At 32.3% G+C, this 20,986-nt stretch carries 23 protein-coding genes and 1 riboswitch; of the genes, 20 read left to right on the top strand and 3 right to left on the bottom strand.

Translation table 11 applies throughout. From position 1 onward, the window contains the following. Nucleotides 1–180: 180 nt before the first annotated feature. From IDG66_RS14090 to gcvPB, 5 genes are all read left to right on the top strand, one after another. Nucleotides 181–327, top strand: coding sequence for a hypothetical protein (locus IDG66_RS14090; protein ID WP_001789879.1), 147 nt, complete (start codon nucleotides 181–183; stop codon nucleotides 325–327). After that, entirely contained in the window at nucleotides 317–841 is a 525-nt protein-coding gene (locus tag IDG66_RS14085) for a shikimate kinase (RefSeq protein WP_001015121.1), read from the top strand. The genes IDG66_RS14090 and IDG66_RS14085 overlap by 11 nt, the downstream gene beginning before the upstream one ends. Beyond that, a riboswitch (glycine riboswitch) is annotated at nucleotides 828–925 on the top strand. Its footprint overlaps the gene before it by 14 nt. A 74-nt stretch (nucleotides 926–999) precedes the next feature. Then, nucleotides 1,000–2,091 carry a glycine cleavage system aminomethyltransferase GcvT gene (gcvT, locus tag IDG66_RS14080; protein ID WP_072384885.1) on the top strand — a complete coding sequence of 364 codons (1,092 nt, stop codon included), beginning with the start codon at nucleotides 1,000–1,002 and terminating at the stop codon, nucleotides 2,089–2,091. A gap of 19 nt (nucleotides 2,092–2,110) precedes the next feature. Then, the gene (gene gcvPA / locus IDG66_RS14075; RefSeq protein ID WP_000019687.1) at nucleotides 2,111–3,457 is read left to right on the top strand and encodes an aminomethyl-transferring glycine dehydrogenase subunit GcvPA; all 1,347 of its coding nucleotides are present in this window, start codon (nucleotides 2,111–2,113) and stop codon (nucleotides 3,455–3,457) included. After that, on the top strand, nucleotides 3,450–4,922 hold the full coding sequence (gcvPB, locus tag IDG66_RS14070) for an aminomethyl-transferring glycine dehydrogenase subunit GcvPB (RefSeq protein WP_000202189.1): 1,473 nt from the start codon (nucleotides 3,450–3,452) through the stop codon (nucleotides 4,920–4,922). The genes gcvPA and gcvPB overlap by 8 nt, the downstream gene beginning before the upstream one ends. Nucleotides 4,923–5,286: 364 nt before the next feature. Here gcvPB and IDG66_RS14065 read toward each other — a convergent pair whose 3' ends face one another. Further along, the gene (locus IDG66_RS14065; RefSeq protein ID WP_001276571.1) at nucleotides 5,287–5,673 is read right to left on the bottom strand and encodes a rhodanese-like domain-containing protein; all 387 of its coding nucleotides are present in this window, start codon (nucleotides 5,671–5,673) and stop codon (nucleotides 5,287–5,289) included. 157 nt (nucleotides 5,674–5,830) lie between these two features. Here IDG66_RS14065 and IDG66_RS14060 point away from each other — a divergent pair, with 157 nt between their 5' ends. Further along, the gene (locus IDG66_RS14060) at nucleotides 5,831–6,661 is read left to right on the top strand and encodes a lipoate--protein ligase family protein (protein ID WP_000141113.1); all 831 of its coding nucleotides are present in this window, start codon (nucleotides 5,831–5,833) and stop codon (nucleotides 6,659–6,661) included. 63 nt (nucleotides 6,662–6,724) lie between these two features. On the opposite strand, the gene IDG66_RS14055 is transcribed toward IDG66_RS14060, so the two are convergent. Both IDG66_RS14055 and IDG66_RS14050 read right to left on the bottom strand, forming a co-directional pair. Further along, nucleotides 6,725–6,943 (bottom strand): SA1362 family protein, encoded by a 219-nt coding sequence (locus IDG66_RS14055; RefSeq protein WP_001244301.1) that lies wholly within the window; start codon nucleotides 6,941–6,943, stop codon nucleotides 6,725–6,727. A gap of 13 nt (nucleotides 6,944–6,956) precedes the next feature. After that, entirely contained in the window at nucleotides 6,957–7,538 is a 582-nt protein-coding gene (locus IDG66_RS14050; RefSeq protein ID WP_000737686.1) for a hypothetical protein, read from the bottom strand. A gap of 104 nt (nucleotides 7,539–7,642) precedes the next feature. On the opposite strand from IDG66_RS14050, the gene IDG66_RS14045 reads away from it, so the two are divergent. The 14 genes from IDG66_RS14045 (at nucleotide 7,643) to IDG66_RS13980 (ending at nucleotide 20,984) form a co-directional block, all read left to right on the top strand. Then, on the top strand, nucleotides 7,643–8,704 hold the full coding sequence (locus IDG66_RS14045; protein ID WP_000087110.1) for a M24 family metallopeptidase: 1,062 nt from the start codon (nucleotides 7,643–7,645) through the stop codon (nucleotides 8,702–8,704). 25 nt (nucleotides 8,705–8,729) lie between these two features. Beyond that, the gene (efp, locus tag IDG66_RS14040; RefSeq protein ID WP_000626504.1) at nucleotides 8,730–9,287 is read left to right on the top strand and encodes an elongation factor P; all 558 of its coding nucleotides are present in this window, start codon (nucleotides 8,730–8,732) and stop codon (nucleotides 9,285–9,287) included. Nucleotides 9,288–9,760: 473 nt separating this feature from the next. Then, nucleotides 9,761–10,225 carry an acetyl-CoA carboxylase biotin carboxyl carrier protein gene (accB, locus tag IDG66_RS14035; protein WP_001009520.1) on the top strand — a complete coding sequence of 155 codons (465 nt, stop codon included), beginning with the start codon at nucleotides 9,761–9,763 and terminating at the stop codon, nucleotides 10,223–10,225. Further along, entirely contained in the window at nucleotides 10,225–11,580 is a 1,356-nt protein-coding gene (gene accC, locus IDG66_RS14030) for an acetyl-CoA carboxylase biotin carboxylase subunit (protein WP_000756612.1), read from the top strand. Before accB ends, accC begins: the two co-directional genes overlap by 1 nt. 14 nt (nucleotides 11,581–11,594) lie before the next feature. Continuing rightward, entirely contained in the window at nucleotides 11,595–11,957 is a 363-nt protein-coding gene (locus IDG66_RS14025) for an Asp23/Gls24 family envelope stress response protein (protein WP_000241588.1), read from the top strand. A 59-nt stretch (nucleotides 11,958–12,016) separates the two neighbouring features. Further along, nucleotides 12,017–12,406, top strand: a complete 390-nt coding sequence (gene nusB, locus IDG66_RS14020) for a transcription antitermination factor NusB (protein WP_000087385.1) — start codon at nucleotides 12,017–12,019, stop codon at nucleotides 12,404–12,406. A gap of 16 nt (nucleotides 12,407–12,422) precedes the next feature. Then, on the top strand, nucleotides 12,423–13,760 hold the full coding sequence (gene xseA, locus IDG66_RS14015; protein WP_001286928.1) for an exodeoxyribonuclease VII large subunit: 1,338 nt from the start codon (nucleotides 12,423–12,425) through the stop codon (nucleotides 13,758–13,760). Beyond that, complete coding sequence (locus IDG66_RS14010) at nucleotides 13,753–13,983, top strand: exodeoxyribonuclease VII small subunit (protein ID WP_000159865.1); 231 nt, start codon at nucleotides 13,753–13,755, stop codon at nucleotides 13,981–13,983. Before xseA ends, IDG66_RS14010 begins: the two co-directional genes overlap by 8 nt. Continuing rightward, nucleotides 13,961–14,842 (top strand): polyprenyl synthetase family protein, encoded by an 882-nt coding sequence (locus IDG66_RS14005; protein ID WP_000183375.1) that lies wholly within the window; start codon nucleotides 13,961–13,963, stop codon nucleotides 14,840–14,842. The genes IDG66_RS14010 and IDG66_RS14005 overlap by 23 nt, the downstream gene beginning before the upstream one ends. Before the next feature lie 431 nt (nucleotides 14,843–15,273). Then, nucleotides 15,274–15,726, top strand: coding sequence for a transcriptional regulator AhrC/ArgR (gene ahrC, locus IDG66_RS14000; protein WP_001124985.1), 453 nt, complete (start codon nucleotides 15,274–15,276; stop codon nucleotides 15,724–15,726). A gap of 15 nt (nucleotides 15,727–15,741) precedes the next feature. Further along, entirely contained in the window at nucleotides 15,742–17,421 is a 1,680-nt protein-coding gene (recN, locus tag IDG66_RS13995) for a DNA repair protein RecN (protein WP_000942211.1), read from the top strand. A 150-nt stretch (nucleotides 17,422–17,571) separates the two neighbouring features. Continuing rightward, complete coding sequence (gene lpdA, locus IDG66_RS13990; RefSeq protein ID WP_001291535.1) at nucleotides 17,572–18,993, top strand: dihydrolipoyl dehydrogenase; 1,422 nt, start codon at nucleotides 17,572–17,574, stop codon at nucleotides 18,991–18,993. Between the two features lie 15 nt (nucleotides 18,994–19,008). Next, the gene (locus tag IDG66_RS13985) at nucleotides 19,009–20,001 is read left to right on the top strand and encodes a thiamine pyrophosphate-dependent dehydrogenase E1 component subunit alpha (protein ID WP_000568351.1); all 993 of its coding nucleotides are present in this window, start codon (nucleotides 19,009–19,011) and stop codon (nucleotides 19,999–20,001) included. Continuing rightward, nucleotides 20,001–20,984: an alpha-ketoacid dehydrogenase subunit beta gene (locus tag IDG66_RS13980; protein ID WP_001096633.1), complete on the top strand. Its 984-nt coding sequence runs from the start codon at nucleotides 20,001–20,003 to the stop codon at nucleotides 20,982–20,984. The genes IDG66_RS13985 and IDG66_RS13980 overlap by 1 nt, the downstream gene beginning before the upstream one ends. Nucleotides 20,985–20,986 lie beyond the last annotated feature (2 nt).

The following is a 20,986-nucleotide window of genomic DNA, read 5'->3' as shown; positions in this document are numbered from 1 at the left end:
AATATCTACTATAAATCCATTATTAAAATAACGATAACAGTTAAAGTCGGTACAAATGTGCAGACTAAAACTATTTATGTATAACTTACTAGTATTTAAATGAGTACCATTAAAAAGGATGTGAAATAATTTATTAATTTTGATTTATATAAAGAAAAAGGATATGTTACGCCGTTCTTATTGATGCTAACAGCAATTTATTTTTCCATTTTCACTTTTTATATCAGTCAATATAGTTTAAAATTAAAGACATTATATAATATTGAAACTGACTATAACTATAAGATTGTTTTGTTATTGAAAGAAGGGAAAACGCATGAATCATGATAAATCACCAATAATTTTAATTGGTTTCATGGGTACCGGTAAATCTACGATTGGTAAATACGTTGCAGATGAGCAAAATTTATCATTTATTGATATAGATTCATATATCGAAGAGAAGTATAAGTTAACAATACCAGAAATATTTAGTAAACATGGTGAACAATATTTCAGGAATTTAGAGTTCACATGTTTGCAAGAATGTATTAACACTGCAGATATAATTGCTACTGGTGGTGGTATTATTGAGAGTGAAGAGGCATTTAATTTTTTGAAAAATCAAAAAAACATTATTTGGTTAGATTGTAATATTGATATTATATATAGTCGAATCAATGATGACCCACATCGACCTAATGCAAATAATAAGACAATCAAGCAGTTAAATGACTTGTATTGCTCGCGGAATTTAAGATATAATGAAATCGCATTCAAGAAATTTGATAGTCATTTGCTATCAATTTCAGAAATATATTATGAATTGCTAAATTTAATAAAAGCGAGTGATCAGTATTAGAGAGAATAGAGCGTTAAGACTCTATCGCCGAAGGTGCAAGTAATTTATTACGAAACTCTCAGGCAAAAGGATAATACTGTAACGCGTTCCTGAATTGGTGATTTATAAACAGGGTAGCGATTGCTATCCTGTTTTTATAATTTTAAGGGGGTATTTCAATGTCAAGTGATTTAAAACAAACACCTTTATATCAAAATTATGTTGATAGAGGTGCAAAAATTGTGGAATTCGGAGGATGGGCGATGCCTGTTCAATTTTCAAGTATTAAAGAGGAGCATAATGCTGTTCGATACGAAATTGGCCTGTTTGATGTTAGTCATATGGGTGAAATTGAAGTAACAGGTAAAGATGCTAGTCAGTTTGTGCAATATTTATTATCAAATGATACTGATAATTTAACTACTTCAAAAGCATTATATACTGCTTTATGTAATGAAGAAGGCGGTATTATTGATGATTTAGTAATATATAAATTAGCTGACGACAATTATTTATTAGTTGTTAATGCTGCTAATACTGAAAAAGATTTTAATTGGATTTTAAAACACAAAGAGAAATTTGATGTTGAAGTACAAAATGTATCAAACCAATATGGTCAATTAGCAATACAAGGACCAAAAGCTAGAGATTTAATTAATCAATTAGTTGATGAAGATGTAACTGAAATGAAAATGTTTGAATTTAAACAGGGTGTCAAATTATTTGGAGCAAACGTCATTTTATCTCAGTCAGGTTACACAGGTGAAGATGGGTTTGAAATTTATTGTAATATCGATGATACTGAAAAAATTTGGGATGGTTTATTAGAGTATAATGTTATGCCATGTGGGTTAGGCGCTCGTGATACATTAAGATTAGAGGCTGGATTGCCATTACATGGACAAGATTTAACTGAATCAATTACACCATATGAAGGTGGTATCGCTTTTGCAAGTAAACCATTAATTGATGCTGATTTTATTGGTAAATCTGTATTAAAAGATCAAAAAGAAAATGGTGCACCAAGAAGAATAGTGGGATTAGAATTACTTGAAAAAGGAATTGCAAGAACTGGTTATGAAGTTATGGATTTAGATGGAAATATTATTGGAGAAGTAACTTCAGGAACACAGTCTCCATCATCAGGAAAATCAATTGCACTTGCAATGATAAAAAGAGATGAGTTTGAAATGGGTAGAGAGTTGCTTGTTCAAGTTCGTAAGCGTCAATTAAAAGCGAAAATTGTTAAGAAAAATCAAATTGATAAATAATTAAAAAGGGGTGTGCATTGTGAGTCATCGTTATATACCTTTAACTGAAAAAGACAAGCAAGAAATGTTACAAACAATTGGTGCAAAATCTATAGGAGAATTATTCGGTGATGTACCAAGTGACATTTTATTAAATAGAGATTTAAATATTGCTGAAGGCGAAGCGGAAACAACGTTACTTAGAAGATTAAATCGCATTGCAAGCAAGAATATCACTAAAGAAACGCATACATCATTTTTGGGTGCTGGTGTTTATGATCATTACGCGCCATCAGTTGTGGATGCTATGATTTCAAGATCAGAATTTTACACAGCATATACGCCATATCAACCGGAAATTTCTCAAGGTGAATTACAAGCCATTTTTGAGTTCCAAACTTTAATTTGTGAATTAACAGATATGGATGTAGCAAATTCTTCTATGTATGATGGGATGACTAGCTTTGCTGAAGCATGTATCTTAGCATTTAGTCAAACAAAGAAAAATAAAATTGTAGTCTCAAAAGGTTTACATTATCAAGCATTACAAGTACTTCATACTTATGCTAAGACGCGTAAGGAATTCGAAGTAGTGGAAATCGATTTAGATGGCACTGTTACAGATTTGAAAAAATTAGAAGCAGCAGTGGATGATGAAACAGCAGCTGTTGCAGTACAATATCCAAACTTCTACGGTTCAATTGAAGATCTTGAAAAGATTCATAGCTTTATTGAAGATAAAAAAGCATTATTTATCGTATATGCAAATCCATTAGCATTGGGATTACTTACACCTCCAGGTTCATTTGGTGCAGATATTGTTGTAGGTGATACTCAGCCATTCGGAATTCCTGCTCAATTCGGTGGGCCACATTGTGGATATTTTGCAACGACGAAAAAGTTAATGCGTAAAGTGCCAGGTAGATTAGTCGGTCAAACACAAGATGATGAAGGTAATCGTGGCTTTGTATTAACATTACAAGCACGTGAACAACATATTCGACGTGATAAAGCGACATCTAATATTTGTTCTAACCAAGCATTAAATGCTCTAGCGTCATCAATTGCAATGTCAGCACTTGGTAAACAAGGTATCTATGATATTGCAGTTCAAAATATAGAACATGCTAACTATGCTAAACAGCAATTTATTAAAAAAGGTTTTGAAGTATTAGATGGTACATCTTTCAATGAGTTTGTAGTCAAATTTGACAAACCAATTCAACAAGTTAACGAGGAATTAGTGAAGTACAATATTATCGGTGGTTTTGATTTAGGTGTTGTTTCAGACGACTTTAAAAATCACATGTTAATAGCTGTAACTGAATTAAGAACAAAAGATGAAATCGATACATTTGTAGAAAAGGCTGGTGAGTTAAATGACTAGTAAATCAAGTCCATTAATTTTTGAAAGATCTCGTGAAGGCAGATATGCATATTCATTACCAAAAAGTGATATTAAAACAAATTCTGTTGAGTCATTGTTAGATGATAAATTTATTCGTAAAAACAAAGCGGAGTTTCCTGAAGTTGCTGAACTAGACTTAGTACGTCATTATACTGAACTTTCAAATAAAAATTTCGGTGTAGACAACGGATTTTATCCATTAGGTTCATGTACGATGAAGTATAACCCTAAAATTAATGAAAAGGTTGCTAGAATACCAGGATTTAGTGAATCACATCCATTACAAGATGAAGACCAAGTTCAAGGTTCATTAGAAATTATTTATAGTTTGCAAGAAGAATTAAAAGAAATTACTGGTATGGATGAGGTGACATTACAACCAGCTGCTGGCGCACATGGTGAATGGACTGCATTGATGATATTTAAAGCTTATCATGAGAATAATGGTGAAGGTCATCGTGATGAAGTCATTGTGCCAGATTCTGCGCATGGTACGAATCCAGCCTCAGCTTCATTTGCAGGATTTAAATCAGTTACTGTAAAATCAAACGAACGTGGCGAAGTTGATATTGATGACTTGAAACGTGTTGTAAATGAAAATACAGCAGCTATTATGTTAACTAATCCAAACACTTTAGGTATTTTCGAAAAAAATATTATGGAAATCCGTGAAATCGTCCATAATGCTGGGGGTCTATTATATTATGATGGTGCGAATTTAAACGCTATTATGGACAAAGTTCGCCCAGGAGATATGGGATTTGATGCTGTTCATTTAAACTTGCATAAAACATTTACTGGTCCACATGGTGGTGGCGGTCCTGGTTCAGGTCCAGTCGGTGTAGTAAAAGAACTAGCAAGTTACTTACCAAAGCCAATGGTTATTAAAGATGGCGACAAATTTAAATATGATAATGACATTAAAAATTCTATCGGACGTGTAAAACCATTTTATGGTAACTTTGGTATTTACTTAAGAGCTTATACGTATATTCGAACTATGGGAGCAACTGGACTTAAAGAGGTTTCTGAAGCAGCGGTTCTTAATGCGAATTATATTAAAGCACGTTTATCTAAACACTTTGAAATACCTTATAAACAATATTGTAAACACGAGTTTGTGTTAAGTGGTGTGCGTCAAAAAGAATTTGGTGTACGTACTTTAGACATGGCTAAGCGATTATTAGATTTCGGTGTACATCCACCAACAATATACTTCCCATTAAATGTTGAAGAAGGTATGATGATTGAACCGACTGAGACAGAGTCTAAAGAAACACTTGATTATTTTATCGATACATTAATTAGTATTGCTGAAGAAGCTAAAAATGATCCTGATAAAGTGCTAGAAGCACCACATACAACTGTGATTGATCGATTAGACGAAGCTACAGCTGCTCGTAAACCAATATTAAAGTTTGAAAATCTTAAACAGGAAAAATAAAGTATTAAACACATATTCCGAGAATTATTATTCTAACTTTGTATGAAGATTTAAGGATAATGGTTTCAAAATCAATTGAAAAAGACAATTTCTATTTAAACAAGAAAACTAAACCGAAGTAATAACTCTTAGGGTTTGGTATTATTCTTTCATAGAAATTGTCTTTTCATTTTTTAGATTGCGGTAATTGAATCGTATTGAAAATGAGCTGAACTTTCTTTATTATGCTGAAACTAAGTTTAATGATCAGTGAAGCTAGAGAAATATAGTAACAGACTTTGTTAAAAAATTAAAATCTGAGTATTGTTATTGATGATCAATTAACACTCAGATTTTATTAAATCGTATATTAAATTTACAAAAACTATTTTTTAGACTTTATTTTTCCAGTCCATTTTTTATAGCCGCCTTTTAACATATAGATATCTGTATATCCATTCTTTTTCAAAATACGAGCGGCTCTATAGCTAGCAATCCCATTGGCATCACATAAGTATACCGGTTGGTCTTTTCTTAATCCTTGGAATCGTTGCCTGAACATTGTCATAGGAATATTGCGAGACCCATTAATGTGACCGTAGTCATAGTCAACTTTCTCTCTAACATCGATGACTTGAGCTTTTCTAATCCCATTATGGAATTCATTTTGATCTAATTCTTTAACAGCTCGCTTGTTAAGAATTTGTTGAACAATCATATAAGCAATAATTGCTATAACTAAAATTATTGCGATGTACAAACTAGCACTCATCTTGCATCCTCCCTAATTAAACGATAATATAATTATAAGACTGTTAGGTCAAATTATCAAAATATTTCACTAAAGAATTACAATTATTATTCATTTAGTTAAATTGATTAATTAGCGAATCAAATATTATACATTTTGCTGATAGGAGTTCTTGAATATGACTGAAACTTGGAATTTTATTAATACAGGAAGTAAAGACCCATATTATAATATGGCAATGGATGAAGCGTTATTAAATTTTGTCTCTAGAGGTGAAATTGATCCAGTTATACGTTTTTACACATGGAATCCTGCAACATTATCAATAGGGTATTTCCAAAGGCTACAAAAAGAAATTGATATTGATAAGGTTAAAGAGAAAGGTTTTGGTCTCGTAAGGCGTCAAACTGGTGGCCGTGGGGTGCTACATGATAAAGAGTTAACTTACAGTGTGATTGTGCCTGAATCGCATCCGAATATGCCTTCTACAGTTACAGAAGCGTACAGAGTGATTTCACAAGGATTATTAGAAGGATTTAAAAACTTAGGATTTAATACTTATTTTGCGGTACCTAAAACGCCTGAAGAGCGTCAAAAATTAAAACAACCTCGAAGTTCAGTGTGTTTTGATGCACCAAGTTGGTATGAGCTAGTTGTTGAAGGCCGTAAGATTGCTGGGAGTGCTCAAACGAGACAAAAGGGCGTAATCCTCCAACACGGTTCGATTTTACAAGATATTGATATTGATGAACTGTTTGATATGTTTATTTATAAAAATGAAAGATTAAAATTAAAAATGAAAGAGGCATTCGTTGAAAAAGCAGTTGCCATCAATGATATTTCAGATAAACACATTACTATTAGTCAAATGGAAGAAGCTTTCGAGAAAGGTTTTAAGAAAGGTTTAAATATAGAATTAAAGCCACTTGAATTAACAGAAGCTCAATTGGCAGAAGTGGAAGAATTAACTGAAAAATATCGTTCAGATGAATGGATGTTTAGAAAGTAGTTTTTAGAATAAAAAATGGAAGCACGTAGACTATTTTACCTACAAGTGCTTCCATTTTTTTATCTATTTTCTTCTTTGATTTCTTTTATACTTACGCATCGCTTTGCGATATTTGCGTTGGTCTTCAGTTAAGATGAAGAAATAATAAATCAGATAAATAATACCAGCTATTACAGCAAAGCTGACTAACATTCTGACGATTGAAAAAATAAAGGCATCTAGATTCATTACTAATCCAATCGCAGCAATAATAAGTACAAGATAAAATATTATATTACGCATTAAAAGACTCCTATCATGATTTTGCATTTAAGTTTAATTTTGACAACGCTTGTTGTCCTTTTGTAAGTTGTTTTTTATCTTTATTTTGATAGCCATTTTTAATATCATCAAATGCATGATTCAAATCAGAGTTTAATTTATCGATATTTTTAGACGTTTTTTTATCATCATCACTAAGTGATAAACCATCGATAGCATCTTTGTATGAAGTGTGAGCACTTTGAATATCATTAGAAATTTGATTTAATTTCGATTGAACATTCTTATCGCCTTTGTTTTTACTTACATCTTTCTCAATATCGTTATAGGATTTCAAAGCTTTAGCAACTTTGTCGTAGTATGTTGATGTAACATTCATCAATTTAATTTTCGTATTATTAGATGCAGTTTTTTTACTGTTTTCTTTATCCTTTTCAAGCCCTTTAATTTTAGATTTAGAATCACTAATTTGTTGATTAAGTTCTTGAATATCTAGTTTGAGTTGATGATTATCTTCTCTTAAATCTGTTGTTTTTTCTTCTAATGGTGCTAAATTTTGTGATCCACATCCAGCTAACAATAATGTTGCGCCAACAATTGAAACCAATTTTTTCATTACTATCTCCCTAAAATCAATATCTATTATTTTTTATCCTCATTATGATATTATTTTAATGTATAAAGTTGAAATGCACAAACGTTTCACTAGGAGGTAATAAGATGAGCAGAATAACACAAGTGCATCGTATTTTAGAACAAAAACATTTAGATGCGATTATCATTCTTTCGGATTACAATAGAAGATATTTATCAGGTTTTACTGGTACCAGTGGAGCACTTATCATATCTAAAGATAAACAATATTTGATAACAGACTTTAGATATATTGATCAAGCAACTAAGCAAGCGCCAAATTATGAAATTATTAATCGTAAATCTACTATTATTGGTGAGATTAAAGAATTGCTACACCAAGAAAATTTTGAAAATGTAGGTTTTGAGGGGCACCATGTAAGTTATGATACATACCTTGAATTAAATAAAAGCCGTATATCATTAATAAGCATTTCTAATACTGTAGATAAAATTAGAGACGTCAAAGATGCTGAGGAAATTGCTTTAATTCAAAAAGCAGCTAATATTGTTGATGAAACATATGAATATATTTTAACTGTTGTAAAAGCAGGTATGACTGAAAAAGAATTAAAGGCAATATTAGAAAGTAAAATGCTAGAATTAGGAGCAGATGGACCATCATTCGATACGATTGTAGCATCTGGTCATAGAGGTGCATTACCACATGGTGTTGCAAGTGACAAAATTATTGAAAAAGGCGACATGATTACATTAGATTTTGGCGCGTATTATAACGGCTATTGTTCAGATATTACTAGAACATTTGCTATTGGAGAACCAGATCCTAAACTGAAAGAAATATATCAAATAGTACTTGAATCTCAAATGAAAGCAATTAATGAGATTAGACCTGGCATGACTGGTGCAGAAGCTGATGCCATTTCAAGAAACTATTTAGAGTCAAAAGGGTATGGAAAAGAATTTGGACATTCACTAGGACATGGTATTGGTTTAGAAATCCATGAAGGGCCAATGCTGGCTCGTACGATACAAGATAAACTTCAAGTTAACAACTGTGTTACAGTAGAACCTGGTGTTTATATAGAAGGTTTGGGCGGTATAAGAATAGAAGATGATATTTTAATTACAGAAAATGGTTGTCAAGTCTTTACTAAATGCACAAAAGACCTTATAGTTTTAACATAAGCGTGTAAAATGAGGAGGAAACTGAATGATTTCGGTTAATGATTTTAAAACAGGTTTAACAATTTCTGTTGATAACGCTATTTGGAAAGTTATAGACTTCCAACATGTAAAGCCTGGTAAAGGTTCAGCATTCGTTCGTTCAAAATTACGTAATTTAAGAACTGGTGCAATTCAAGAGAAAACGTTTAGAGCTGGTGAAAAAGTTGAACCAGCAATGATTGAAAATCGTCGCATGCAATATTTATATGCTGACGGAGATAATCATGTATTTATGGATAATGAAAGCTTTGAACAAACAGAACTTTCAAGTGATTACTTAAAAGAAGAATTGAATTACTTAAAAGAAGGTATGGAAGTACAAATTCAAACATACGAAGGTGAAACTATCGGTGTTGAATTACCTAAAACTGTTGAATTAACAGTAACTGAAACAGAACCTGGTATTAAAGGTGATACTGCAACTGGTGCTACTAAATCGGCAACTGTTGAAACTGGTTATACATTAAATGTACCTTTATTTGTAAACGAAGGTGACGTTTTAATTATCAACACTGGTGATGGAAGCTACATTTCAAGAGGATAATCTCTAATTTGTTAACAAATAGCTTGTATTCACTATACTGATTTAACGTAAGATATTCTAAATAAGTCTCATAAAGCTATTGCCTAAAATGATTATAGGTTATATGCTGATATGAGGCTTTTTATTTTTAAAATAATTTTTAAAATATAAAACGAATCGTCTAATTGGTAGTGAAAAAACATAGACATGAGTAAAGGTATATATCTACATATCATATTGTTGAGGATTAAACATAATAGCTAATAAAAATAACATTGATATGTTTAACTGAATGCATAAAATTTTTAATCAAGAGTTAAGATGAGTCAATGTTAAGTAATAAATACACAAGTGTTTTTAATTTAAAATGTGTTTTTATTATATCTTTGGGATAGACTTATAATGTCGCCAGCAATATGAACATGCTTGAATTGAAGAGTTGTCTCAAGTAAAATAGACGGGTAGATGAAAACAAACTGAAGGAGTCAGTAATAATGAACTTTAAAGAAATCAAAGAATTAATTGAAATTCTGGATAAATCAACTTTAACGGAAATCAATATTGAAGATACTAAAGGCAAAGTGACGCTTAAGAAAGAAAAAGAAACTGAGATTATCACGCCACAAATCTCACAAATGCCAGTTGAAGCTGCGGCAATGCCTATGCCTCAAGTACAATCAACTGATAGCAATAAAACTGAAGCTCCAAAGCCAACTTCAGATAATCACAAAACAATTAATGCACCTATGGTAGGTACATTTTACAAATCGCCATCTCCAGACGAAGAAGCATATGTGCAAGTTGGGGACACTGTTTCAAATGAAACAACAGTGTGTATTTTAGAGGCAATGAAACTATTTAATGAAATTCAAGCAGAAATTTCAGGTGAAATTGTTGAAATCTTAGTAGAAGACGGACAAATGGTAGAGTATGGCCAACCGTTATTTAAGGTGAAATAATGAAAAAGGTTTTAATTGCAAACCGCGGTGAAATCGCAGTTAGGATTATTCGCGCTTGTCGTGATTTAGGCATCCAAACTGTTGCAATCTATTCTGAAGGGGATAAAGATGCGCTACATACTCAAATTGCTGATGAAGCATATTGCGTAGGTCCCACTTTGTCTAAAGATTCATATTTAAATATTCCGAACATCTTATCTATTGCAACTTCTACAGGTTGTGATGGCGTTCATCCGGGTTATGGCTTTTTAGCTGAAAATGCTGACTTTGCAGAATTATGCGAAGCATGCCAATTGAAGTTCATTGGACCAAGTTATCAATCTATCCAAAAAATGGGTATCAAAGATGTTGCTAAGGCAGAAATGATCAAAGCCAATGTTCCAGTTGTTCCTGGTAGTGATGGTTTAATGAAAGACGTCTCAGAAGCTAAGAAAATCGCTAAAAAAATTGGCTATCCGGTCATCATTAAAGCTACTGCTGGTGGTGGCGGAAAAGGTATTCGTGTTGCTCGTGATGAAAAAGAACTTGAAACTGGCTTCCGAATGACAGAACAAGAAGCTCAAACTGCATTTGGTAATGGTGGACTTTATATGGAGAAATTCATCGAAAACTTCCGCCATATTGAAATCCAAATTGTTGGGGACAGCTATGGTAATGTAATTCATTTAGGAGAACGTGATTGTACAATTCAAAGACGTATGCAGAAATTAGTGGAAGAAGCACCTTCCCCAATTTTAGATGATGAAACACGTCGTGAAATGGGAAATGCCGCAGTGCGTGCAGCGAAAGCTGTAAATTATGAAAATGCGGGAACAATTGAGTTTATATATGATTTAAATGATAATAAATTTTATTTTATGGAAATGAATACACGTATTCAAGTAGAACATCCTGTAACTGAAATGGTAACAGGAATTGATTTAGTTAAATTACAATTACAGGTTGCTATGGGTGACGTGTTACCGTATAAACAAGAAGATATTAAATTAACAGGACACGCAATTGAATTTAGAATTAATGCTGAAAATCCTTACAAGAACTTTATGCCATCACCAGGTAAAATTGAGCAATATCTTGCACCAGGTGGATATGGTGTTCGAATAGAGTCAGCATGTTATACTAATTATACGATACCGCCATATTATGATTCGATGGTAGCGAAATTAATCATACATGAACCGACACGAGATGAAGCGATTATGGCTGGCATTCGTGCATTAAGTGAATTTGTGGTTCTTGGTATTGATACAACTATTCCATTCCATATTAAATTATTGAATAACGATATATTTAGAAGCGGTAAATTTAATACAAACTTTTTAGAGCAAAATAGCATTATGAATGATGAAGGTTAATAGGAGGTCAATCCATGGTCAAAGTAACTGATTATTCAAATTCAAAATTAGGTAAAGTAGAAATAGCGCCAGAAGTGCTATCTGTTATTGCAAGTATAGCTACTTCGGAAGTCGAAGGCATCACTGGCCATTTTGCTGAATTAAAAGAAACAAATTTAGAAAAAGTTAGTCGTAAAAATTTAAGCCGTGATTTAAAAATCGAGAGTAAAGAAGATGGCATATATATAGATGTATATTGTGCATTAAAACATGGTGTTAATATTTCAAAAACTGCAAACAAAATTCAAACGTCAATTTTTAATTCAATTTCTAATATGACAGCGATAGAACCTAAGCAAATTAATATTCACATTACACAAATCGTTATTGAAAAGTAATGTCATACCTAATTCAGTAATTAAATAAAGAAAAATACAAACGTTTGAAGGAGTTAAAAATGAGTCGTAAAGAATCCCGAGTGCAAGCTTTTCAAACTTTATTTCAATTAGAAATGAAGGACAGTGATTTAACGATAAATGAAGCGATAAGCTTTATTAAAGACGATAATCCAGATTTAGACTTCGAATTTATTCATTGGCTAGTTTCTGGCGTTAAAGATCACGAACCTGTATTAGACGAGACAATTAGTCCTTATTTAAAAGATTGGACTATTGCACGTTTATTAAAAACGGATCGTATTATTTTAAGAATGGCAACATATGAAATATTACACAGTGATACACCTGCTAAAGTCGTAATGAATGAAGCAGTTGAATTAACAAAACAATTTAGTGATGATGATCATTATAAATTTATAAATGGTGTATTGAGTAATATAAAAAAATAAAATTGAGTGATGTTATATGTCAGATTATTTAAGTGTTTCAGCTTTAACGAAATATATTAAATATAAATTTGATCAAGATCCACATCTCCAATCTGTATTGATTAAAGGTGAGCTTTCAAATTTCAAAAAGCATTCAAGTGGTCATTTATACTTTAATGTGAAAGATAAAGAAAGCGTTATAAGTGCCATGATGTTCAAAGGTAGTGCTTCTAAATTAAACTTCGAACCTAAAGAAGGAGATGAAGTCTTATTAGAAGCACGTGTTTCTGTTTTTGAACGTCGTGGAAACTATCAAATTTATGTAAATAAAATGCAATTAGATGGTATAGGGAACTTATATCAAAAATTAGAAGCATTAAAGAAAAAATTAACTGAAGAAGGTTGTTTTGATAAAGCGAATAAGAAATCAATACCTAAGTTTCCTAAAAAAATTGCAGTTTTAACAGCGAGTACAGGTGCCGCAATTCGAGATATCCATTCAACGATAAATAGTCGTTTTCCATTAGCTGAACAAATACAAATTAGTACTTTGGTTCAAGGTGAAAAAGCAAAGGACGACATTATTGAAAAAATTGAATATGCAGATAGTTTAGGTGTAGATACCATTATTGTAGGTCGAGGCGGTGGATCCATAGAAGATTTATGGAATTTTAACGAAGAAGCTGTCGTCCGTGCAATATATAATTGTAAGACACCGATTATATCAGCAGTAGGTCATGAAACAGACTTTACATTAAGTGATTTTGCTGCAGACATCAGAGCTGCGACTCCAACTCAAGCTGCTGTTATTGCAACACCAGACCAATATGAATTGCTGCAACAAATACAGCAATATCAGTTTACATTGACTCGTTTCATCAAGAAACATTTAGAACAACAACGTAAACATGTTGAACATTTGTCATCGTATTACAAGTTTAAACAACCAACTTTATTGTATGATCAACAGATACAACGTCGAGATGATTTAGAAAAGAGACTGAAACAACAAATTCAGGCAACTTTTGAACAACAGAGACATCGATTAATGCTGTTGCAACAACGTTATAATTTAAAAGCATTACTAAGTAGTGTTAATCAAGAACAACAAAATAATCTTCAATTGACAAACCAACTTGTTAAATTATTGAATTCTAAGATATTAAGTTATAAAAATGATTTGAAAAATAAAGTAGAAAACTTAAACAATTTAAGTCCAACTAATACAATGTTGCGTGGATATGCAATTGTTAATAAAAAAGACGAAGTCATTACGAGTACTAAAGATTTAACAGAAAATGATCAATTGACGTTAACAATGAAAGATGGCTTAGTAGATGCAAAAGTTACGAAAGTAAGGTGTAATAATGACTAAAGAAACGCAAAGTTTTGAAGAAATGATGCAAGAATTAGAGCAAATTGTTCAAAAATTAGATAATGAAACAGTATCTTTAGAGGAATCATTAGATTTATATCAACGTGGTATGAAACTATCAGCAGCTTGTGACACAACTTTAAAAAATGCCGAAAAAAAGGTGAATGACTTAATAAAAGAAGAAGCTGAGGATGTAAAAAATGACGAATCTACCGATGAATAAATTAATAGATGAAGTCAATAATGAATTATCGGTTGCGATAAATAAATCAGTAATGGATACTCAGCTAGAAGAAAGTATGTTGTATTCATTAAATGCTGGAGGTAAACGCATCCGACCAGTTCTGTTATTACTCACTTTAGATTCACTAAATACCGAGTATGAGTTAGGTATGAAGAGCGCAATTGCACTAGAAATGATTCATACATATTCACTTATTCATGATGACCTACCAGCGATGGATAATGATGATTATCGACGAGGAAAATTAACAAATCATAAAGTATATGGTGAGTGGACTGCGATATTAGCAGGTGATGCTTTATTAACTAAAGCATTTGAACTTATTTCAAGTGATGATAGATTAACTGATGAAGTAAAAATAAAAGTTCTACAACGGCTGTCAATAGCAAGTGGTCATGTTGGAATGGTCGGCGGTCAAATGTTAGATATGCAAAGCGAAGGCCAACCAATTGATCTTGAAACTTTGGAAATGATACACAAAACAAAAACAGGAGCATTATTAACTTTTGCGGTTATGAGTGCAGCAGATATCGCTAATGTCGATGATGCAACTAAAGAACATTTAGAAAGTTATAGTTATCATTTAGGTATGATGTTCCAGATTAAAGATGATTTATTAGACTGCTATGGTGATGAAGCAAAGTTAGGTAAAAAAGTGGGCAGCGATCTTGAAAATAATAAAAGTACGTACGTGAGTTTATTAGGGAAAGATGGCGCAGAAGATAAATTGACTTATCATAGAGACGCAGCAGTGGATGAACTAACGCAAATTGATGAACAATTCAATACAAAACACTTATTAGAAATCGTTGATTTATTTTATAGCAGGGATCACTAAAAGCAAATATATCGATTAGCAACAATTGTAAAGTTTGAAATGTCTCAAAAGGCATATTCAACTGACGTTGTTTGTTAATCGATTTTTCTCATGTTGAAACTTAAAATTATGTTGAAGACTTTCATTTAAAAAATAGAATTTTCAATTTCTATACGACAATATTCGTATCTGTGATATCAATGTGATTTTAATTAAATATGTTCAAACAATTGACGCTTATTAAATCTAATAATTAGCAAGTTTATTACACATATATTCATTTTTATACATATTTTAAGCAATTGTTATGCGTAATATGAAAAATATTTATAAATAGATAACCAAGATAGATAAACCATGTTTACCCTTTTTACGTAAAGGTGTTTAGTAGTCGTAAATCAGTGCATGTGTTAAAATAAATGTATAAATATTCGTAATCAGAGGTGTTTACTGTGCCCAAAAAATCGGTTAGGCATATAAAAATTAGAGAAATTATTTCAAATGAACAGATAGAGACACAAGATGAATTAGTTAAACGATTAAACGATTATGATTTAAATGTCACTCAAGCAACTGTTTCTCGTGATATTAAAGAACTACAACTTATTAAAGTACCTATACCTTCAGGTCAATATGTTTATAGTTTACCAAATGATAGAAAATTCCATCCTTTAGAAAAATTGGGACGTTATTTAATGGATTCCTTTGTTAATATAGATGGTACTGATAATTTACTTGTTCTAAAAACGTTACCTGGTAATGCACAATCTATTGGAGCTATATTAGACCAAATCAATTGGGAAGAAGTACTAGGCACAATTTGTGGTGATGATACTTGTTTAATTATTTGTCGAAGCAAAGAGGCAAGTGATGAAATCAAGTCAAGAATTTTCAATTTGTTATAAGGATGCGATGAGTTTATGTTACAAACCTTATCAATCAAGCAATTTGCTATTATTGAAGAGTTAGAAATTCAATTTTCTGATGGTTTAACTGTTTTAAGTGGTGAAACGGGTTCAGGTAAGTCAATTATTATAGATGCAATTGGACAATTAATTGGAATGAGAGCTTCATCTGATTTTGTAAGACATGGTGAAAAAAAGGCTGTCATCGAAGGTATATTTGATATTGACGAGAGTAAAGATGCTATACATATATTGAAAAATATGGATATTGATGTAGATGAAGATTTTTTATTAGTTAAACGGGAAATTTTCAGCTCTGGTAAAAGTCTTTGTAAAATTAATAATCAAACAGTTACTTTACAAGATTTACGAAAAGTTATGCAAGAATTATTAGATATTCATGGCCAACATGAAACGCAGTCTTTGTTGAAACAAAAATACCATTTAACATTATTGGATAATTACGCAGAATCACGTTATCAAGATTTGTTGGATAAATATCATCAAACTTTTCAAAATTATAAAGCCAAAAAGCAAGAGTTAGAAGATTTAGAATCAGCAGACCAAGCATTGCTGCAGCGTTTAGATTTAATGAAATTCCAATTAGAAGAATTGTCTGAAGCACATCTAAAAGAAGGCGAAATAGAGCAACTTGAAATAGATATTAAACGCATTCAAAACTCTGAAAAATTAAGCTTAGCGCTTAATAACGCACATATGACATTAACGGATGAAAATGCTATCACTGATCGTTTGTATGAACTAAGCAACCATTTGTTAACAATAAACGATATAGTTCCAAACAAATATGACAAATTAAAAGAAGATATTGATCAATTTTACTACATTTTAGAAGATGCAAAACATGAGTTATATGATGAAATGGCAAATACAGAATTCGACGAACAAGTGTTAAACGAGTATGAATCTCGTATGAATTTGCTGAATAATTTAAAACGTAAATATGGAAAAGATATTTCAGAATTAATCGCATATCAAGAAAAGCTTAATAATGAAATCAATAAAATTGAAAACTATGAACAAAGTACATCGCAGTTACGAGAAGAAATAAATGCATTGTATAATCAAGTTATAGAGGTTGGACAAGCGTTATCAAAGCAGCGTCGTATAGTCGCTAGGGAGTTAAGAGACCACATTGTATCGGAAATTCAAAACTTACAAATGAAAGACGCAAATCTTGAGATTTCATTTAAAAAATTAGAAGAACCGAATATTGATGGAATCGAATTTGTAGAATTTTTAATCAGTCCAAATAAAGGGGAACCATTAAAAAGTTTAAATAAAATTGCGTCAGGTGGAGAACTTTCTAGAATTATGTTAGCGTTAAAAAGTATTTTTGTTAAATCGAGAGGTCAAACTGCAATTTTATTCGATGAGGTTGACTCAGGTGTATCTGGACAAGCTGCACAAAAAATGGCAGAGAAAATGCGAGATATAGCTGAATATATACAAGTTATTTGTATCTCTCACTTACCACAAGTTGCATCGATGAGCGACCATCATTTATTAATTTCGAAATCATCAAAAGATGATCGTACAACAACACAAGTTCAAGAGTTAATTAGCGATGATAAAGTAGATGAAATTGCACGAATGATTTCAGGTGCAAGTGTTACTGATTTAACTCGAGAAAATGCAAGAGAAATGATACAACACAATCAAAGACGTAGATAATTTCCAAAGTGTGTTGAATACTCATTTATGGATTTATTTATGTGCATTCAAACTAAATAGACAATCATGTAAAATAGGTAATTAATGGACATGAAAACTATGTATTAATAAATTTTCAATGGATATATATCATTAGTTAGGAGTAAGAACATGTCAGAGAAACAATATGATTTAGTCGTTCTCGGTGGAGGTACTGCAGGATATGTTGCTGCGATACGTGCGTCTCAATTAGGTAAAAAAGTGGCAATAGTAGAACGACAACTATTAGGAGGTACTTGTCTCCATAAAGGTTGTATTCCTACTAAATCGCTGCTTAAATCTGCTGAAGTATTTCAAACAGTAAAACAGGCAGCAATGTTTGGCGTTGATGTCAAAGATGCTAATGTTAATTTTGAAAATATGTTGGCACGAAAAGAAGACATTATTAATCAAATGTATCAAGGTGTAAAGCATTTAATGCAACACAATCACATTGACATTTATAATGGCACGGGACGTATTCTAGGTACATCTATATTTTCACCTCAAAGTGGCACAATTTCTGTCGAATATGAAGATGGTGAATCAGACTTATTACCAAACCAATTTGTATTAATTGCAACTGGTTCTTCGCCTGCAGAGTTGCCATTCTTATCATTTGATCATGATAAAATTTTATCTAGCGATGATATATTATCATTAAAGACGTTACCATCAAGTATTGGTATTATTGGTGGTGGTGTTATCGGAATGGAATTTGCATCATTGATGATAGATTTAGGTGTTGACGTAACAGTTATAGAAGCAGGTGAAAGAATTTTACCAACTGAAAGTAAACAAGCTTCACAACTATTAAAAAAATCATTGTCAGCACGTGGTGTTAAATTCTATGAGGGAATAAAACTTTCTGAAAATGATATAAATGTTAACGAAGATGGTGTTACGTTTGAAATTTCCTCAGACATAATTAAAGTAGATAAAGTGTTGCTATCGATTGGTAGAAAACCTAACACATCAGATATAGGTTTAAACAACACTAAAATAAAACTTTCAACATCAGGACATATTTTAACGAACGAATTTCAACAAACTGAAGATAAACATATTTATGCAGCTGGTGATTGTATTGGAAAATTACAATTGGCACATGTTGGATCAAAAGAAGGTGTTGTGGCTGTTGATCATATGTTTGAGGGGAACCCAATCCCAGTAAACTATAACATGATGCCTAAGTGTATTTATTCACAACCTGAAATTGCTTCTATCGGTTTAAACATTGAACAAGCAAAGGCAGAGGGAATGAAAGTTAAAAGTTTTAAAGTACCATTTAAAGCAATTGGTAAAGCAGTGATTGATAGCCATGACACAAACGAAGGGTATAGCGAAATGGTGATTGATCAATCAACTGAAGAAATTGTGGGTATTAATATGATTGGTCCACATGTAACAGAATTGATTAATGAGGCATCACTGTTGCAGTTCATGAATGGCTCGGCATTAGAATTAGGACTAACAACACACGCACATCCTTCCATCTCTGAAGTGTTGATGGAATTAGGATTGAAAGCAGAAAGTAGAGCTATTCACGTATAAATAGGAGGATTTAACATGATTGATTATAAATCATTAGGCCTTAGCGAAGAAGACCTAAAAGTAATATATAAATGGATGGATTTAGGTAGAAAAATAGATGAAAGACTGTGGTTATTGAACCGTGCAGGTAAAATTCCATTTGTTGTAAGTGGTCAAGGACAAGAAGCAACTCAGATTGGGATGGCATACGCATTAGAAGAAGGTGATATTACAGCGCCTTATTATAGAGATCTAGCTTTCGTTACTTATATGGGTATCTCAGCGTATGATACGTTTTTATCAGCGTTTGGAAAGAAAGACGATGTTAACTCTGGTGGAAAACAAATGCCATCACACTTTAGTAGTAGAGCTAAGAATATTTTGTCTCAAAGTTCACCGGTAGCAACTCAAATACCCCATGCTGTTGGTGCTGCTTTAGCTTTAAAAATGGATGGTAAGAAGAAAATTGCAACAGCAACTGTTGGTGAAGGTAGCTCAAACCAAGGTGACTTCCATGAAGGTTTAAACTTCGCGGGTGTACACAAACTTCCTTTTGTATGTGTCATTATAAATAATAAATATGCAATTTCAGTACCTGATTCATTACAATACGCAGCTGAAAAATTATCGGATAGAGCACTTGGTTACGGTATACATGGTGAACAAGTAGATGGTAATGATCCATTAGCAATGTATAAAGCGATGAAAGAAGCAAGAGATCGAGCTATTTCTGGTCAAGGTTCAACTTTGATTGAAGCAGTAACAAGTCGTATGACAGCTCATTCATCAGATGATGACGACCAATATCGTACGAAAGAAGAGCGTGAAGCGCTTAAAAAAGCTGACTGCAATGAAAAGTTCAAAAAAGAGTTGCTTTCAGCTGGCATTATCGATGATGCTTGGTTGGCAGAAATAGAAGCGGAGCATAAAGACATCATCAATAAAGCGACAAAGGCTGCTGAAGACGCGCCATATCCAAGTGTCGAAGAAGCCTATGCATTTGTGTACGAAGAAGGGAGTCTTAACTAATGGCTAAATTATCTTATTTAGAGGCGATACGCCAGGCACAAGACTTAGCATTACAACAAAATAAAGATGTGTTTATTCTTGGTGAAGATGTTGGTAAAAAAGGTGGCGTATTTGGTACTACTCAAGGACTACAACAACAATATGGTGAAGACAGAGTTATCGATACGCCATTAGCTGAGTCAAATATTGTTGGAACTGCCATTGGTGCAGCTATGGTAGGTAAAAGACCAATTGCAGAAATTCAATTTGCAGATTTTATTTTACCTGCGACAAATCAAATTATTAGTGAAGCTGCGAAAATGCGTTATCGTTCAAATAATGATTGGCAATGCCCATTAACGATTCGTGCACCATTTGGTGGCGGTGTTCACGGAGGACTATATCATTCACAAAGTATTGAAAGTATATTTGCTTCATCACCAGGTTTAACAATTGTTATTCCTTCCACACCGTATGATGCTAAAGGGCTTTTATTATCATCTATCGAATCAAATGATCCAGTATTGTACTTTGAGCATAAAAAAGCTTATCGTTTCTTAAAGGAAGAAGTGCCAGAAGAATATTACACTGTACCTTTAGGAAAAGCAGATGTTAAACGTGAAGGTGAAGATTTAACAGTATTTTGTTATGGATTAATGGTCAATTATTGTTTACAAGCAGCGGATATTTTAGCTGCAGACGGTATCAACGTTGAAGTCGTTGATTTACGAACTGTTTATCCATTAGATAAAGAAACAATTATTGATCGTGCTAAAAATACAGGTAAAGTTTTACTTGTAACTGAAGATAATTTAGAAGGTAGTATTATGTCAGAAGTGTCAGCGATTATTGCAGAGCATTGCTTGTTCGATTTAGATGCACCAATCATGCGTTTAGCTGCTCCAGATGTACCATCTATGCCATTTTCTCCTGTATTAGAAAATGAAATTATGATGAATCCAGAAAAAATCTTAAATAAAATGCGTGAATTAGCAGAATTCTAGGG

This window comes from Staphylococcus sp. EG-SA-18 (genome assembly GCF_017151825.1).
Lineage (GTDB): Bacteria > Bacillota > Bacilli > Staphylococcales > Staphylococcaceae > Staphylococcus > Staphylococcus aureus.
This window is presented reverse-complemented; position numbering and strand designations above follow the sequence as displayed.